Here is a 17,930-nt window from a genome sequence, read left to right as displayed (position 1 = left end):
ACGAAGTGTGCCTCCGCACACTCAAGAATGATAATTTTCGTAGTTAATCCACGCAGGTGGACTTTGTTTGTGAAACCGTGAATTTATTCGCCAAGTTATTTTTATTTACCAATAAATGATTTAGATATCTTCATTGTAAATTCATCTAGCTTTAATAAACCAAAATATTGTTTTTACGTGAATTTACCTATTTATAAATAAGTAAGGAGAATCACTGATGTTGTGGCTAGAAACGTAATGTTATTACGGAAATATTGAATTTATTATATTTGCTTTAATTGCCTCTAACTCTTATGGTTAAGCGCAAATCTACTAAAATGCCTATTCGCATTCTGCGGAAATTTGTCAATTTTATACTTTTGACGAAACGAAAGCTGTATTGGTTGTTGCGTCGTTCTTTAAACCGTCGCCAACGATATTTGCAAAGTGGATTTGTGTTACCAACTACAGCAATGCTTTTGTTAGTCGTCACATTGGTAACAGGGGCGGTACTAACTCGCAGCTTAAATCGTACTACTCAAGTAGTTGGAGATTACCAGGCAAAGGAAATATATACTGCTGCTTCTCCTGCTGTGGATCGGGCTAAGGCAAAATTAGAAGCACTTTTTAATGATTCGCGTCTCCCGAATGGCGTACCATCACAAGATGTTTTGCTGAGTATGATGCTCAATGATGGTAGCAATGGAGTTGCAATACAACGAAACAGCAGTGGTGAAGTAGATAACAAATATGATCTGCCAGGTGAAACTCGTTTAGATGTTAATGGAGATGGAAAATTAGACAACGCTTGGTCTTATCAAGTTGACTCTAATGGAGATGGTGTTCTTAATGATGAAAAACCTATCATTGCTTACTCTATTGTCTTGCAATCTCCAGATGAAGCTGATGCTAATGGACTTTCTAACCAAAAAGATACCGCTATTACAAGTAGGGCTAATAGATTACTAACACGCAATGGACCATTTAGTGCCGTACAGGCTAACCAAGCTTGCCGACAACTGGAGCAGAATAGTGGTAGTACTGCAGTAGAAAGAGGCTGGTTTAATGTTAATGCTGCTACTCTGCGGAAAAACTTTCAAGTTAATGCAGTGGTTATTCCAGCAGGGAATCAACCAGCAACTGCGGCTTTAGAATTTCAACAAGATCGACAACTCAACCGAGGAAACAAGTGGGGTGGTTGGTTTCGCGGTGACTTAGAAATATTTCCAGGTCCACAATTTAACTGGAATGGTGCATTACACACAGAAGGTAGTTTGATTGTTGGTGATAGTAGCAGCTTTACTGGGTATTTAATTAGTGCGCCTAGTTCTTGTCTTTATACACGCGATGCTTCTGAAATTACTGTAACTCAAGTTGTCAATAGGGATGGTCAGACAACTTTTCAGGGACAAGTTATTAATGGTTCACTGAAAACTAACACTTTTGCAGGTTCGTCAATTTTTCACTTATTTAACGGTGCAGGTACAACACCAATTACTAGTGGCACTAATCCGAACGTTACTATAAACAATGATTCGCATTCTGTAGACCGTAGTGGAATTTCACCTGCTGATGTTGCATTAGATCCAGTTGCTTTATATACACAAGATGAGTCAAAAGCTAGAAGAACAACCGATTCTACTAATACACTAGTAAGACGTACTGGATGGAATACTGGTAGCTTTGTAGAGCGGAGAAGAATTTTTAATCAACAAGAACCTAAACCATATATTGATGATACTTACCGTGCTGATAACCGTTATGGACCAAAACCAAATTATGGACGAGATTCACGGTTAAATATTCCTGACGGGCAAAAAATTGGTGATCCAATTGATAGCGTTACAGAACTGACTAGAGATAATCCTGCTGGTACAAATCCAGATGATTTAGGGTTAGATGGCTACTGGGAACGCCGCGCCCGTAGGGAAGGCTTGAGAATTATTGTTGGACAACGGCTAGAGTTAGCAAATCCCTTAGGTCAACCAACAGGAACTATTATAAATGAAGCGCGTCAGCGTCATGCTTTGAGAGATAATCTAGCAGCAGTGCAGGCGTCGGCTATATATCACTACAAATATCCTAATAGAAGTACTACTGATCCATTTAGTGCTACAGCACATAGTTCTGGATATTTACCTGTGGCTTGTTTAGCAACTACTGCTCATCCTGGTACTGCGGCAACGATTAATAACAGTACAACATTTAATAGAATTACGATCAACGGTACTTCTAGAGTTAATACTGATTTCCTAACAGGTAATGGTACTAATGGTTGGGAGTTTAACTCACCAGCAAACGCGACAACTAATGAGCAATTTGAGACAGCGATCGCAGCCGGACAACCTCTGAGAAGAGCATTAACTAATCTTGCTTATTTTGCTGGCGATCCTTTTGGTGCTTTTCCTGCTAGACAAGATACGACAGCAAGTCCAGCCGTACCTTCAGCAGGGCGACAAATTCATCCGCATCCGGTTTTGACTCAGTGGGGCAATTTTTCTGAGTTGCGAAGAGTCATTAGTTTACTCAACAGTGGGACAACCTATGCAGATCTCAGCCTTGCAGATAAGACGACACTGCATACAGCTTCCTGCATGATGGGAATGTTAAGTTACAACTTACAGAATATCGAAGATGCTTACCTAGAATTCGCTAATAATAATGGTTCTAATGGCATGAATTCTTTAGGAGTGCATTTATTTCAACTGATGGATGGTACTGCTACCCCTGGAAATCCAGAAATTGGTAGACCAGCTGACGGTACTAACCTATGTACAAAAACTGAAGAAGCTGGTTGTCCTCCTAAGACATACGATCCTAATTATTACAGCCAATTTACTATAGATGAATGGATTAAGGCTTACAGAAATGATTCAAAGGCAGGTAAAACAGAAGATAAAGCTGCAATTCTCGCAAGATTACCAGACCTAATAAATTATCAGCAAATATTACGCGATCGCTCACTTGGTTTTGCTGAAGGTGCTTTACCTGGAGATGGTATTGGTTATGACCCTAAAACAGGTACATATACAACTCCAAAAACAATAGGTGGAGATGTTAAAGGTGGTATTACATTCAGGGTAGGTTGCGATCCAAATTCGTTTGATGTTTCGGATAAAGGTCAGTTAGCTTTTGCCGTTACTTTTTGTTCAACACCTGGAAAGCCTAAATATCCTTCATTATTTTACCTGTTTCCAGTAGCAGAACACGATCATCTTGGTGTAGCTACGCCTACTGTGCTCAAGGCTAATCCTAATGCGACTGTACCTCAGCCTGCAAATGATTATGTGAGTAACAGATATATTTTCAACAATGATGTTGCTGTTACCGATGATGTAAATCACGGCTATTTCTACAAAGTTATTGGTGATACTAACGCTAACGGTATTGAGAATGGTACAGAAGATAGTATTGCGGCGATCGCACTTCGTCCACGACTCCGAAATAATTGGCTACTTCCCAATACAACAACAACCACAAATCGAATTAACATCATCAGAGACAACACTACTGCTGTAGGAATTCCCTTCCTTGATAAAGGAATGTTCAACGGTAGGGAAATGATGGGCTTACGGGTTTTAGATATTGATTTAGATCTGTTACGTATAAATACAATCAGTGGTGTGACTGATGATGCTTGGCTACCCAAAGGTGGTATTGTCTACGCCTTCCGCACAGATGCTGTTAGAGAAGATGGTATTTCTAGACCTGCTGGAAGCTTCATGAATGCTAATACACCACAAGATCCGCCAATTACTGCGGCAAATGGTATAACCATTAAACCAGTAGATTACTATGCCGATCCAGATCGTCGTCCTTATGGTTTTCGTCTGCGTAATGGAATTGATTTGAGAAGAATTAATCCTTCTAACAATAGCTTTAATATTCCCGATAATGAGAATGTTCGCGGTATTTCCTTCATTTCCGATAACCCTGTTTACATTCAAGGTAACTTCAACTTACACAGACTTGCTAGCAACACTGGAACGCGATTAGAAGAGTTTACCCAAACACTAAACGACAATTACAGCAATTTTTATTCCCGTAACACACTAGATAGCCGATTTGCCAGACCGAATGATGATGCTTGGCGTCCTAGCGAAATTTTGGCAGATGCGATTACGATTCTTTCCAACAACTTTTGTGATGGCGGTATTCAAGATAGTTTTACAACGGCTGGTAGTGGTAGCGGTGCTCAGATAACTTCTGCTGAATCCACAGACTATGGTTGTCCTTCTGGTAGCAGCCGTCGCACCTCATATTTAAATCAAAACCGCCCTAGAAATAGCCTCGGAGCAGGACAGTATTGGCTAAGAGAAAATAATGAGGCAAACTCGCCTATTAGGATTTCTGTCAATGGCAACCCAATGTACTGTAGTACTAATACTTCACCTTGTCCTGATAGTAATGTCAGAGACTACAGTATAGGCGATAGTAGAAGTTATTACCCCTTCTCGGATGGTAAGTCTCGCAATGATGCCAGTAATGACGATATACGTGTCAATGCAATTATCATCAGCGGTATTGTCCCTTCACAAGCACAGCAATCTTACGGCGGATTGCACAACTTCCCGCGATTTATAGAAAACTGGAATGGTCGAAACCTCTATATTTCCGGCGCTTTCTTGCAGTTAAACTTTAGCACTTATGCAACTGCTCCCTTTGACCAAGATGATTGGGAGTCAAAGCTTGTCAGAGATCCTCAATCTGCTGAACTTATCCAATATTACGCCGCACCTAATCGTCGTTGGGGTTATGACGTTGGTTTGCAATATGCTCCCGCAGGTCCAGTATCGCGGCGATTTGTTACTCCAGGTACTACACGTAGTGAATTCTACCGCGAGTTGGATGTCAACGATCCTTACATTAAACAACTACGCTGTGCTAGGGACAAAGACAAAGAATATATCAATCCGAATGCTAATAGCGTTTGTTCTTAATTCACCCCAATATTTAGTGTAGGACAGCAAAATGCGATCGCCCCTATCTCAATTTATGCATCGTTCTTCTGAAGAAGGACTTACTTTAATTGAATCACTTGTTGCCATTGTGATTATTGGTATTGTGCTTGCGGCGATCGCCCCACCGCTCCTGATCGCCGCAGCCACTCGCGTTCAAAACCAAAGAACCGAGCAAGCAATGCAATTAGCTCAAGGGGAAGTTAATCGAGTTCGGCTAATAGTAGGAAGTGGAAACTACAAAAATACAGATTTACCACCAGTTGTTAGCGAGGATATTAAAAAGATTGAGGATACTCCCGCACCTGCTAAAGGTACTAACGGTTATACACTTGACGATACTCAGGTATCTATAAATAGAGGACTAGCTATCAATGTTAATCGTGAAGTAAAAGGCAACAAACTTGACTGCAAACGCGATAGTAGCAACCAATGTATTCCTGACTTTGTTGTACAAGTTTTCCGCGATGCAGGAGTCACGCCCACAGGAGAAAGTGTTCCAATTGCTTTTCGTATGGGAGTACGGGTATATGACTATCAATCTTTGGTGAATGGCGCAAGTTCTCCACTAAAGAACGAACGTGCTTCTTTGGGACTAACCTCACAGAGAAATTTAGAACGTCCTTTAGCCGTTTTATACACCACAGTATCTAATAGTGAACGTGGAAATATTTCTTTAGAGCAATATCACCAACTTTTAAAACCTTCTAAATGAATTATTTTCAAAAAATATATTTACTTAGTATTCTGTTAAAAATAATATGTCTCATTTTTTATCTAAATATCAATTTCATCAATCTCGTTTCTTTTTACAAAGGCATAGCAATACGGGCTTTACTCTTATAGAACTTTTAGTATCTGCGGTAGTAGGTAGTACTGTTGTTTCAGCTCTTTTAGGTTTAGTAATTAATATACTTGAAACAGATCGACAAGATTTAGTTAGAAATCAGCTTCAGCAAGAAATGCAAAATGCTTTAGACTACATCAGCGAAGACATAAAAGAATCTGTATATGTTTACTCTGGCGAATGCATTCAAGGTCAAGGAACTGCTGCTGATCCTTCTACTTTTTGCCCAGGGATTATCAATCATATTCCTGTGTCTGATAAAAGCGTTCCTGTCTTAGCTTTTTGGAAAGTTGAACTTTTACCAGACGGATGCCAAAGTACATTAGGATTGAGTGAAGTGAATGACCCTTGTTATAATTCCCGTATAGCTAACCGAACTTTTAGTTTAGTTGTTTACTACCTTAGACAGAATCAAGCAAGCGAGTCCAATTCTCCTTGGCAAGGAAAAGCTCGAATTACTCGTTACGTTCTCAGCCAATTTAATTCAGAGTCGCCTCCCAAGCAAAACGCTGGGTACTTCAATCCATTACAAGCTGGTACAAGTTTTCGTTTTTGGCCTTTTACTCGAAATACTAGTGGAGTATTAGAAAATCAACAAACATCAACAAATTTTCCTACTGCTAGTGGTATTAATCCTGCTGTTTTAGTAGACTTTGTTGATGATACACCTGATGCTGAAAATAGTACAACAATCTGTCCTAGTGAATATGTACTCACTCCTAGTAATAAATCACTTGAGGATCGGGGTTTAGCAAAAGTGAGAGGCTTTTATGCTTGTGTAAGAGAACAGCAAAATCAACAACCAGATGTTATTGTCCACCTTAGAGGTAACACACACCGCAGACAAGGAGGTTATGGTGAAGTAACACTTTCTAATTTAAAAGTACACGTTTTAGGTAGAGGAGTTATAGATAAAAAACCTGGCTAGTGTAATTCGTAATTAATTATTCTTTCTATAAATTAGTAGATATTTTATTTCTGTATTTACATAATATCTGACTCTTGAATATGAAAAATAAGATAATTAATAAAAAGGAATTATACGCAAAACTGAATGTCAAAAGTATTTTTATAATTAAAAACAAAGAATTTAACCAATCAGAATTTGGATTTACACTGATAGAAATATTAATTGCTATATTTGTACTAGGAATCTTAGCGGCGATCGCTGCTCCTAGTTGGTTAGAATTTGTTAATGCACGTCGCCTTAACATAGCACAAGAACAAGTATATCAAGCTATGCGTACTGCTCAAAGTAGAGCTAAGCAAGAACGGCAAAATTGGCAAGCAAGCTTTCGTGAAAGGAATAGAAGTGGTGTCATTAATTTAGAATGGGCAGTTCATCCGGCTATTATTGATGTAGATAATGATAATAACGATAGTAATGATTTAGTGAATTGGAATAGTTTTGATCCAAATATTCGTTTTAGCACCGTAACAAGTTTGCAATCAAGAAATAATGTAAGATATATACAATTTAATCATAAAGGTCATGTAAATGGTTTACTAAGACGAATAACAGTAAGCACAGAAAATAGCAGTAGTAAGCGGTGTGTGTTTGCTTCTACTTTATTGGGTGCTTTGCGTACAGCCAAAGATGCTGCTTGTTCGTAAAGTTTACTTGTGTTCAAGTAGTAAATAGAAGTGTAAAAATAGCAATCGCATATTTATTGCTGATTGCAACGTTGGTAAGAACCCAATTATCTACTAAGTTTCGACGAACAGCAAATTTGGAATCAAATTGTCGAAACTTAAATGACTGAAGATCAACGTTTATCTAGCAAAATTACCCCAGTTGTGCAAGCTGCGATCGCCCAAGCAATTGAACGTCACCGTAGGTTAGGAGAATCTATTGCTATCTGGCGCGACGGTAAAGTAGTTATTCTAGAAGCAGATCAAATCCCTGAACTTCAAGTTGAACAACGTCAGGAAACTAGCGATCTAGATTGATGCGGGGTGTTGCATTCATCATTAATGTATCAAACTTACAATAGTTGAAGACAACGATTACCTATGCAAACTATTACACTACACTCTCACGTCGGCGAAGACGGAATTTTGCATCTAGACGTTCCTGTAGGATTAACAGATGCTGACATTGAAGTTACATTAACAGTTCAAGCTGTAAAATCATTACCAGAAGGTAGTTGGTCTCCAGGGTTTTTTGAAAAAACCTTTGGTGCTTGGGAGGGAGAACCATTAGTACGAGAAGACCAAGGCGAATTTGAACAGCGGGAGTCATTTGATTGACTTACTTGTTGGACACTAATACTTGTATCGGATATATTAGTCGCCGTAGCTTACCCATTCTGCATCGATTGACTTCGCTTGCGCCAACTGAGGTGATGCTTTGCGACGTTGTTAAGCTAGAACTATACTACGGCGCTTATAAAAGTTCGCGTAAAGAAAGAAACCTAGAAATTTTGCAAGCCTTTTTTAGCGAGTTTGCTAGTTTGCCTTTTGATGGACGTGCAGCTAACATATGCGGTCAAATCCGTGCTAAACTTGCAGCAATGGGGACACCAATTTGACCATATGATTTGCAAATTGCAGCGATCGCACTAACAAATAATTTAACCTTAGTAACCCATAATACCCGTGAATTTAGCAGATTATCAGATTTAAAACTGGAAGACTGGGAAGCGCAATAAATGTGCGAGAACCCTTATCATACACTCTACAAATTAGGTAAATCCAAGCTTGGCGAATGAATTCGCACACTATAAACAAAGTCCACCTGCGTGGACTTACTAATAAAACTCTGATGAGAGTGTACGAAGGTACACTTTGCTTGGATAGCCCCGACTTTAGTCGAAGGGCTGCGATTTATCTATAGCCAGGAATCGAGCCATTTTGGATTACCTGGATTGATTACGCTTAGCAAGCAGGCGATCGCATATTTCAATCAGATTAAAACTAAGTGTGAACTTCATCTAGCACACTCGTCAAGTTCTTCGTGCTGCGCTTGGAAATAAATCAGCAACCTTTAAAAGAAAATCTGGTAGCAAAGGAGTGATAATTATGCTATCAACCCAAAAAGTCTGTGGTAAGCAATCGCGCTCGAAAACTGTAACTGCTTGCGCCTTAGTATCTACAATCCAAATTTGATCTACCCCAGCAAGTAAATAATCGGTTGCCTTTTGTGTCATTTCCCCGAATGTTTGACCAGGAGAAATAATCTCTACAACTAACTCTGGAATTCCTGGACAAGGTCCCTCTCCATTCCAATCGGCTGAAATTCGACTCCAAGAAATATATGTCAAGTCTGGTACGGGTGCCCAATCAACTCCATAACGTTTTAGGACAACAGTCCATTCAGGGTTAACTTCACCCTGGTGGGTTTGTTCGCACCAATCATCAATAAATCTCAGCAGTCGCTTTTGTACGCGGCTGTGAGGAGTCGTTGGAGCCATTTTGAGAATAAGTTCTCCATCAACAAGTTCAAACCGCTCGTCACTTTCTGGCAAATCCAGAAACTCTTGAAGGCTGAGTTGATTTGCAGTGCGACTCATAGCTTGGCTAGTGTTATGTAGCTACTATTATGCCACCAGCAGAACTAATACTAATTTAAAGCTGAGCAAATTTATTCGCTATTTCTTTATAAACAAAGTCCATCTTTGTGGACTTACTGCTAAAAGTCTTATTTTAGTGTACGAAGGTACACTTTGGTTGGATAGCCCCGAAGGGAGTCGGAGGGCATCTGGAGGTCTAATGTAATGGCGTTGGGTATCCTCTGTTTATTTCTGTAGTTCGTTCAAATCCTCAAGCAAAAATAGATCCCTAAAATACGTATATCTACATATTAAAATCGTAATCAAAAATACACTACGTTAGTGGGGTAACTTAAGTAAAAATACTCTGTAAAGATTTTGTATAAATGCGATCGCACTCACAGCACTTCTTTGTTAAACGCTACAATAACTGTGATTTTCTCTAGCACTAATTTATACTGTTCGATGTAAAGCTCAACATCCCAAATCGCCTTCACAACACACTTGCTATTCAATTCAGCGGTAGAATATTCAACTTGTGGCAAGGAAGCAGTTATGTCAACTGGTAAGCACAACAATGCCATCTTAAATCAATTAAAGCATGGACAGCGGTTGCGCATAGCGCAGCGCCAGAGGCGATCGCAACTGCTAAGACAATGGCTGCTACGTAGTCTAATAGTGATGCGGCATACTACCGCTGGATTTGTCTTGCCAACTGTAGCGATGGTGTCGTTGGTAATTGTTCTGCTGACAACAGCAATTTTAGTGCGATCGTTTGATCGATCGCGTACTGCAAGTAACTTGAGAGTAAGTGAAGCCGCTTTAAATGCTGCAACTCCTGCACTTGATCGCGCTAGGGCAAAAATTGATGCGTTGTTGCTCGATCAGACACTACCACAAGTCACGCCGACTGATGCCGAACTAGAAAACGCCTTAAACCGTAACAGTTACACTCTGGGTGATGAAACTCGTTTAACACTAGCGCAGAATACGAATCGTAACCAAGGTAACACCTTAACAACGGCTTGGAAATTTCCTGTTGATACTGATGGTAATGGTAGATTCGATAGCTATACGCTTTATGGTATCTATTTTCGTAGTAGTACTGCAGAAGAATCCAGAAACCCTTTACAAGCAAGAACGCCACCCATGCGGGGTGAGTTGCTAGGCAGAGAATGCGAAAATGTATTTAATAGTAGCGATCGCTCTTTAGGTGATTCTGGATGGTATCAAGCTGGGGGAAACCTCAGTAAAAGTTTCTTTGTTTACACTGCAACCGTTCCTATTACTAACCCGCTTAATGATAATAATTATGAAGCTTATCGCGGAAATCGCAGCTTTTATGCCTTAGAATTTCAGCAAGATCGCAGTCGCACTCCGTTAAGAAATCATGCGGCGCTGTTTCAAAACGATCTAGAAATTACTCCTGACTCGACGTTTCGCTTGAATGGCAGAATTGCAACTAATGGTAACTTATTAGTTGGCAGTCACAATAACGAAATTACCCGATTTTATCAAGTTAGTAGTCCATATTCTTGTTTTTACGACGAAGAAAACGGCAAAATCACCGTCGGGGGAAATGTTGGTTTAGGAAATGCTGCGGATACCAACGATCGCACAGCAGTCAATATTGATTTATTTAATGGATTTGGCAATAATCCGACAACAGCAGCACTCGATCGCAACGTTAAATCGTCAACAACTCAAGGTGGGACACAAGTTAGTTACAACGATGTGGCTTATAATCACCGCATTGCTCTCATGAAGCAGACAGCGTTGGATTACCACCCAAATTTTGAACGCCGCAACACAATCAATGAGATTCCACCAACCGTAGAAAGTGTCAACTCTGTTAGACAATATCCACCAGAAGTTAAAGCAGGATTTCAAGCAGCGATCGCGGATAGTAATAATCAGCGTGGAAGTAGTTTAAATGCTTGGGAAGTCTTGAGCGAACAAATCGAGACTTATTTAAAAAATATAACTCGTCGCGTGCCTTATGCTGAAGTAGCAACAAGCGATCGCCAAAGTGCTTTAGAACAATATGATTTTGATGATGATGGTATCGATACCAGCGTGTTTACTCGCGATACGATTGAACCACCGCTAGAGTGGCGCGAACCGACACAAACGAATACTCAATTAACACTCAATCAGTACAATTTACCGCAGACGCAACCAGAAAAACAGCAACAAGAAGGTAAAGAAAGTTATATAGGCGATCGCATTGCTGTTGGTAATAATCTGCCAACTTTTTGGAACAAGACAGGGAACTTCTTTTTAGGCTTTAATGAAAAGCAGTTATTTGCTAACGGCGTCAATTGGAATAACCCCAACACTCAACCTCGTTATCGCACAACTCAAACTTTACCACTTCCTGATAGCAGAATCATTGAACGAAATGGTTTTTGGGAAAATGCCGCAGCACAACAACTTTCTACAACTTTAACAGGTGCTGGTGGTTTGCGTATTATTACAGGTGCTGGAATTTACAATGTTACAGACACAGGTACATATGACCGTAATGTTTCTTTTTTACCTGAACCAAGGATAGAAGCAGGTGTCACACAACCACCAGTTTTTACAACTCGTTCTGTCAGAAGTAACAATAGTAATATTATTGTTTGGTCTGATTTGCTACCGATGACGGGAAATGCTGACGATGGCAACAAAAAAGGCGATCTTCAGATGCGGGCGACAGCAGTATACCATTACATAGACTCAAGTTATACCGGCACAGATTATGTTGAAAGAACTCCTACAGCGTGTGTTAGTAGTTACTACGATCCTACAAGTGCAACGACTGCAAGAAATTTAGCTGATCTACCTGATGTTAGTGGGGTTATTAATGGGGTGCAACCTGCAAATGGTAGATCGAATAATGGAGTAGTTTATCCGTCTCCGTATAATGATACTGGCGGTCGAGAAGCCGCAATTAATCAATATCGAGAACAACTGAATATTCAAGCAAGACTAATTTTTCCGAATGGACGAGTTGTTAATCAACCTTTACGCGATGCTTTAGTTAAAATCGATGATAATCAAACGCGATCGCTAGCGGATAATTCAGCAATTGATACAGCAATTTGTGCAATTAGAATTTTAGATAATAGTCTTTCTCCTGTAGGTAATCCTATCATTCCACATGGAGCAATTAAAGAAGCTACTTTTCTAGACGCTAGAGAAATTAAAGCGATTGATCAAGCTCAATCGCTAAGAAACTACGACTTAGAACTAGAAAAACGCCAACCCTTAGAAGTTCGCGTTACTGATATCGATTTAGGTTTACTTGCAGAAACAGAAATTGGTAACGAAAGAAACCCTCAAGAATACCTTTTACCTAATAGTGGTATTATCTATGCCAGCCGCGATGATGCCTTAGCAGATAGAAGTGATATCAGTAACGAATCAAAGTTACTTAGCCCTCATGATTTTATTCTCGATTCAACTCGTCGCCCAAATGGAATTCGATTAATTAACGGTAGCAATCTATCGAGAGACGAGAATTACCGAGAAGTAGAAAAAGGGTTAACTTTTGTCACTAATTTACCTGCATACATCTTGGGAGACTTTAATTTACATCAACAGCCTATTACCCGAACTCCTACCGAAGAATTTTTAGAACGGCTAACATCAAACTGGACGAATTTTTATACTCGTAATACAAGTTTTGATAGAAATTTTGCTTGTAGAAGAGGACAACCTGGGTGTGGAAATACTGGCGATCAATGGCGACCTGCAACTATTGTTTCTGATGCAGTTACAGTATTATCTAATAGCTTTGTTGACGGTTTTCGGAATGATGGAGACTACGATTTAAATAATCATATTGGCAATTCAGTCACTACACAACGTAAGAAAGTTGGCTTTGTCGATAATAGCTTTGCTACCAGTGTTAATAGACAAACTGATAATAGAAGTAGAAATTCTTATTTAAATAATGGTGTGACTCCAATTCAACGCCGGACAACTTTTCCTGAGTACGTTATGGAAATTTGTCGTAAAATTCCCGTATCAGAGTGCAAGCCCGATGATTGGGTAGTAGGATATGAAAATGATAGAAATCTAAAAGCTGCAAGTTTACCTGAAAGAGCAAAAGCCGCTAGCTTAATTGCAGGTACCACAGCTAGACCTGCACTCAATTCTGAAGATAGACGCTATCCACGGCGAATTGCATTTCAACGCAATGAATTAGGGACGTTAGAACTATCAGAATTTAGTAATATTTCTACTCCTATACCAATAGGAATTAATTCTTCTGATGAAGTTGATTTCTTCCCTTATAATACCTACAATACTAAGCGTCCAAAGTCTGTAAACAATGCTTTGTGGTTTAGAGCAACTAGCGCTCCTGAACAACCTGATAGTGCACCGAGTTATCAAAGCGATCAACCATTAGCATATACACCAAATACTCAACTTATTTCACCTTCTACTCCTGAAATTCCTGGTGTTCCTAGTCTCAATCAACCAGAAAATGATCCTGCTTCTAGCTATACAATTTGTACAACGTTAGGTAGATACTTCAATCAATATGAATTTGTCAGTGGAGAACCTCTACAATTACTAGCAGGCGAATGTGGACCAGATGTTCAAAACCAAATTCAAACTGTATATGCGAGTTTAAGAAGTCTCAATCCAGATATTGATGTAACTGATGATATTGTTAAAGCTACTCAACAGGGGAACTTTGAACCAGGAAGAGCAACAATATTAACTGCTAATGATAATATACCTATTAACGTTGTAGATATAAACGTTGAGAGAATACCTACTAATAATGTAGCTGCAACAACAATTAGATTAGTTGGTCAAGAAGACTCAATTTTTATTATTAGAAATGATACAGGAAATTTGCAGTTTGGTACAGGGGGAGAAGATCACCATGGAGTTAATATTGAACTAGTTGGAGTTAGTCCTAATAATATCTTTTGGGTAGTCAATGGAAATTTAGTTTTCAATCAAGTTGCTAATGATAATCGTCATTCGCTAGCAGGAACTTTTTTAAATAATAATGCTGGTACTCCTGTATTAAAAAATGTCGAAATCAACGGTCGTTTACTTGGATTTCAAAACCTACCTGAGAAAGGAGAAAACTTTACTGAAGGAAGCAAAATCACTGCAATTACTTCAGACGAACAACCTCTAGTGATTCCCGTTCTACAAGTTCATAGCCCTAATGGTTCTCCTGGGGGAAGAAACTTAGATCGCGGAAGTGCAGATTTACAAGATGCGTGGTTGCAAACTCCAGAAAATGATACGACTGTCAATGCTGTCTTTGTCTCAGGAAATAGCCCTAGTCGCCCAGGAGAAGAACCCGCAGGTTTACAAAATTTTGTCCGATTACTAGAAAATTGGCGCAATAGAACATTAAATATTAAAGGTAGTTTTATTCAACTACATCGCAGTGCCTATGCTACAGCACCATTTGCCCCTATATTAGCAAGTAAATCTACAGCAAATGACGGCAGTTTAAGCGTTTTTGATTACAACTTTACACAGTATAGAACGAATAATGGTCAATTTGTCGGTACACTACCTTATTTCACTGCACCGAATCGACAATGGAGTTTTGATGTTGCACTTTTATCGCAGTCGCCAGATTTATTTACTCAAAAGTTTACACAACCGCGCTTGAGTTCAGCTAACGAATTTATTCGCGAAGTTAATCGCGACGATCCTTGGATTGAAACGCTGCTGTGTGCAGCAGAAGCGTCAGGAAATAATTATACATATGTTGTAGATGAAAGCGATCGCCCTCGTAGTTGTCCTGCATTAAATGCTTACCAAGACACCCAAACTAACTTCACGCCATGATTTCTCGTTCACAAGATGGGTTCACAATTGTTGATTCTTTAGTCGCGATCGTCGTTGTCGGAATTTTGATGAGTGCGATCGCACCTGTCATGGTACTTTCTGTTGGCAACCGCGTACAAGCCCGTAGAGTGGAACTCGCAACTCAAGCTGCAAAAACCTATCTTGATGGTATCCGAAATGGCACAATTCCACCACCTAATCACACCATTGTGCTAAACGAAGTTGATTCTACCAGTGCTACCCAACAATTCAACGCTCAGCGCGTTACTTTTAACGATGCTGTGGTTCCACCTGCTAGTAGTTTAACAAATTGTACTCCCACAACATCAGATTATCCATACTGTCAAAATTCTCCAAATTTGAGTTTGTACTGTATTAATTTCGATGAAGCAGCAGGTTGTAGTAGCAACAGCGTACGCGATTTGGTTGTTCAAGCATTTCGCAGCGCTACGCCAACATCTACAGATGCAACAAAAGGTTATTTATTAGGTGTGAGAGTTTATCGCGCTGATGCTTTTAGTGATAGTTTATCTCTTGTTAAAAGTGATGCGAATACCCGACGCACCCAAGCAACCTTTACCGCAGGATTAGGCGATCGCAAAGCCCCATTAATGGAAATTACCACCGAAATTAGTACTTCAGAAACACGATTACAAGATTTGTGCGATCGCCTTGGTGGTTGTCAACTTTAGTAGGAATACGAATGGCGATGATAGGACAGCTATGCCATGATTAATTTACCGAAACTACTGCACATTCACACAAAACAAAATTGTGGCTTTACCTTAATTGAACTGCTAGTCGGTATTGTCCTAGCAGGATTAGTTGTTACGCCATTGATGAATTTTATGCTCAATATTCTAGCAACACAGCGACAAGAGGAGGCTAAAGCTAATACCGATCAAGAACTGCAATCAACTATTAATTATATTACACAAGACTTAAGACAAGCAATTTATATTTATGATGCTGATGGTTTAAACAATAACTCAAATAATATATCGCCAGGAATTAGAAATCAAATTCCTCCTTTAGCGCCTGCGCCAGGGTGCGATAATGAAGCAAATTGTACTCCAGTTCTTGTTTTCTGGAAGCGCGAATTTAAACCAGAAGCTTTTTCGCGATGCACAAGTGAATCAATAGATTGTGTAACAAATACTCAACTTGATGATACTTTTGTTTACTCATTAGTTGCCTATTATTTAGTTGCATCTGCTGATTCAACTAATTCTACTACGGCTCGCATTGCTCGATTTCAAATTAATGATGGTGTCAAAGATCCGAGAAATTCTAATAATTATACTGAACCACCACACGATGGTTTCCAGTTTTTTAATTTAAGAGTTCCTGGAGCAACTTTAAAAGATAAAATGAACCGCTGGCAAAAAGCAAATGAAGACTATACTAATAGCGTAGCTACACTCGTTGACTTTATTGATACAAGTGTTAACACAAAGCAAAATTGTCCAGACAATACACAGCAAGTTCCCGCTGTCGCAAGTGGCTTTTATGCTTGTGTAGATTCAACAAATACAACAGCACAAGTTCACCTCAGAGGAAATGCGATCGCGCGGATTAGAAATGATGCAACATGCGATCGCGCTTCTGTATATTGCCCTACTGTCAGCGTGCAAATCCAAGGACGAGGATTACTAAGTCGTAACTAATGAGCCTATAAAAAAGGAACTACAACCCTCATTTTTGTTATTAATACGCAAATATTACCAATTACCAATTACCTTATTTATGATTAAAATATGCCAAATGATAAATTAAATTCAGGTTTTACATTAATTGAAGTTATTGTTGTTACCTTAGTAATTGGCATTTTATCGGCGATCGCAGTACCATCTTGGCTAGGTTTTGTGAATCGCCAACGGATCAGTACTGTAAATGAATCCATTCTACGAACTCTACAAACAGCACAGCAAGAAGCAAGAAAGCAAAAAATTAGCTATAGCGTCAGCTTTAGAACTAACAATCAAATTCCTCAAGTAGCAATTTATTCCAGGGGAACTACACCAAGTAATACAGATTGGAAATCAATAGCTGAAGATATAAACATTAACCCGCAACAAATTCTGCTAAGAACGAATTTAAATGGTGACAGCCAAGTCAATACTAATCCTGATGTCGCAGCTACAGAACAAACAATTAGTTTTGATTTCAGAGGCAATTTACCACGCGATGCTAGTTTTAGCGAAACTAATCCTTTAATTGTCACTGTAGCCTTACCCCGCCCCAATAATGCTACACAACCTCTAGCAGGAACAAGTCGATGTGTGGTTGTCAGAACTCTTCTTGGTGCTATGCAAACAGGGAGGGAAGATCAATGCAACTTTTAATCAAGTGGCGTCAAATTAAAGGAAAACCGAGAAAAAACTTAACATCACTCAGTTATGTGTTACTCAAACGTCAGTAATCTCCACTATGCGATCGCATAGCAGTATCATGTTTGGCAAGTGCGAACTTGAGCTAACTTTGTGTATGTGACATTATTTCTATCTCAGATCCTTATTAAAAGTAAACAAATGGCTCAGTGACATGATATTGATATTAGAGCAGCTTAATCTCTAACTGTCACTTAACTAATCATTCATTATGGGTTTTGCAGATGTGTCCATTGCAGAATTAGCAGCGGACTACAACCTCACAGTAGAAGAAGTATTTTCTTTGTGCGATCGCCTAGGTATTGCTTATAAGTCTTCTAAGACTCGTCTACCCTTAGAGGATGCCAAAGCAATCATCTCTCATGCGATTGAGAAGAATAACTCAGATTCTCAAGGAGAGGTTAGGTCATGACATCACATCAGAACCTAAAATCAAGCAGTTGGAATT

At 39.4% G+C, this 17,930-nt stretch carries 12 protein-coding genes and 1 pseudogene; 12 read left to right on the top strand and 1 reads right to left on the bottom strand.

The genetic code is table 11. The features are described 5' to 3' along the window. Positions 1-293: 293 nt before the first annotated feature. The 7 genes and pseudogenes from hpsA (CSQ79_RS22145) (at position 294) to vapC (ending at position 8,435) form a co-directional block, all read left to right on the top strand. Positions 294-4,919 carry a hormogonium polysaccharide biosynthesis protein HpsA gene (gene hpsA, locus CSQ79_RS22145; protein ID WP_289501424.1) on the top strand — a complete coding sequence of 1,542 codons (4,626 nt, stop codon included), beginning with the start codon at positions 294-296 and terminating at the stop codon, positions 4,917-4,919. A 31-nt stretch (positions 4,920-4,950) separates the two neighbouring features. Continuing rightward, positions 4,951-5,652 carry a prepilin-type N-terminal cleavage/methylation domain-containing protein gene (locus CSQ79_RS22140; protein ID WP_099703292.1) on the top strand — a complete coding sequence of 234 codons (702 nt, stop codon included), beginning with the start codon at positions 4,951-4,953 and terminating at the stop codon, positions 5,650-5,652. A 46-nt stretch (positions 5,653-5,698) separates the two neighbouring features. Continuing rightward, entirely contained in the window at positions 5,699-6,712 is a 1,014-nt protein-coding gene (locus tag CSQ79_RS22135) for a prepilin-type N-terminal cleavage/methylation domain-containing protein (RefSeq protein WP_099703291.1), read from the top strand. 80 nt (positions 6,713-6,792) lie between these two features. Continuing rightward, positions 6,793-7,398 carry a pilus assembly FimT family protein gene (locus CSQ79_RS22130; RefSeq protein ID WP_099703290.1) on the top strand — a complete coding sequence of 202 codons (606 nt, stop codon included), beginning with the start codon at positions 6,793-6,795 and terminating at the stop codon, positions 7,396-7,398. A 141-nt stretch (positions 7,399-7,539) separates the two neighbouring features. Next, positions 7,540-7,734 carry a hypothetical protein gene (locus tag CSQ79_RS22125; protein WP_099703289.1) on the top strand — a complete coding sequence of 65 codons (195 nt, stop codon included), beginning with the start codon at positions 7,540-7,542 and terminating at the stop codon, positions 7,732-7,734. Positions 7,735-7,797: 63 nt separating this feature from the next. After that, on the top strand, positions 7,798-8,034 hold the full coding sequence (locus CSQ79_RS22120; RefSeq protein ID WP_099703288.1) for a hypothetical protein: 237 nt from the start codon (positions 7,798-7,800) through the stop codon (positions 8,032-8,034). Continuing rightward, a pseudogene (gene vapC, locus CSQ79_RS22115) lies at positions 8,031-8,435 on the top strand (type II toxin-antitoxin system tRNA(fMet)-specific endonuclease VapC). The gene CSQ79_RS22120 and the pseudogene vapC overlap by 4 nt, the downstream one beginning before the upstream one ends. Positions 8,436-8,729: 294 nt before the next feature. Here the strand turns inward: vapC and CSQ79_RS22110 are convergent. Continuing rightward, on the bottom strand, positions 8,730-9,296 hold the full coding sequence (locus CSQ79_RS22110; protein WP_099703287.1) for a Uma2 family endonuclease: 567 nt from the start codon (positions 9,294-9,296) through the stop codon (positions 8,730-8,732). Positions 9,297-9,830: 534 nt separating this feature from the next. Here CSQ79_RS22110 and hpsA (CSQ79_RS22100) point away from each other — a divergent pair. From hpsA (CSQ79_RS22100) to CSQ79_RS22080, 5 genes are all read left to right on the top strand, one after another. Beyond that, positions 9,831-15,092, top strand: a complete 5,262-nt coding sequence (gene hpsA / locus CSQ79_RS22100; RefSeq protein ID WP_099703285.1) for a hormogonium polysaccharide biosynthesis protein HpsA — start codon at positions 9,831-9,833, stop codon at positions 15,090-15,092. Then, the gene (gene hpsB, locus CSQ79_RS22095) at positions 15,089-15,784 is read left to right on the top strand and encodes a hormogonium polysaccharide secretion pseudopilin HpsB (protein ID WP_099703284.1); all 696 of its coding nucleotides are present in this window, start codon (positions 15,089-15,091) and stop codon (positions 15,782-15,784) included. The genes hpsA (CSQ79_RS22100) and hpsB overlap by 4 nt, the downstream gene beginning before the upstream one ends. A gap of 36 nt (positions 15,785-15,820) precedes the next feature. Then, positions 15,821-16,759, top strand: a complete 939-nt coding sequence (hpsC, locus tag CSQ79_RS22090; protein ID WP_099703283.1) for a hormogonium polysaccharide secretion pseudopilin HpsC — start codon at positions 15,821-15,823, stop codon at positions 16,757-16,759. Positions 16,760-16,849: 90 nt separating this feature from the next. Next, complete coding sequence (locus CSQ79_RS22085; protein WP_099703282.1) at positions 16,850-17,437, top strand: pilus assembly FimT family protein; 588 nt, start codon at positions 16,850-16,852, stop codon at positions 17,435-17,437. Between the two features lie 256 nt (positions 17,438-17,693). Beyond that, positions 17,694-17,894: a translation initiation factor IF-2 gene (locus CSQ79_RS22080; RefSeq protein WP_099703281.1), complete on the top strand. Its 201-nt coding sequence runs from the start codon at positions 17,694-17,696 to the stop codon at positions 17,892-17,894. Positions 17,895-17,930 lie beyond the last annotated feature (36 nt).

The organism is Gloeocapsopsis sp. IPPAS B-1203, assembly GCF_002749975.1.
Classification (GTDB): Bacteria; Cyanobacteriota; Cyanobacteriia; order Cyanobacteriales; family Chroococcidiopsidaceae; genus Gloeocapsopsis.
The sequence above is the reverse complement of the archived record's forward strand: the minus strand, read 5'-3'. Positions and strand labels throughout refer to the sequence as shown.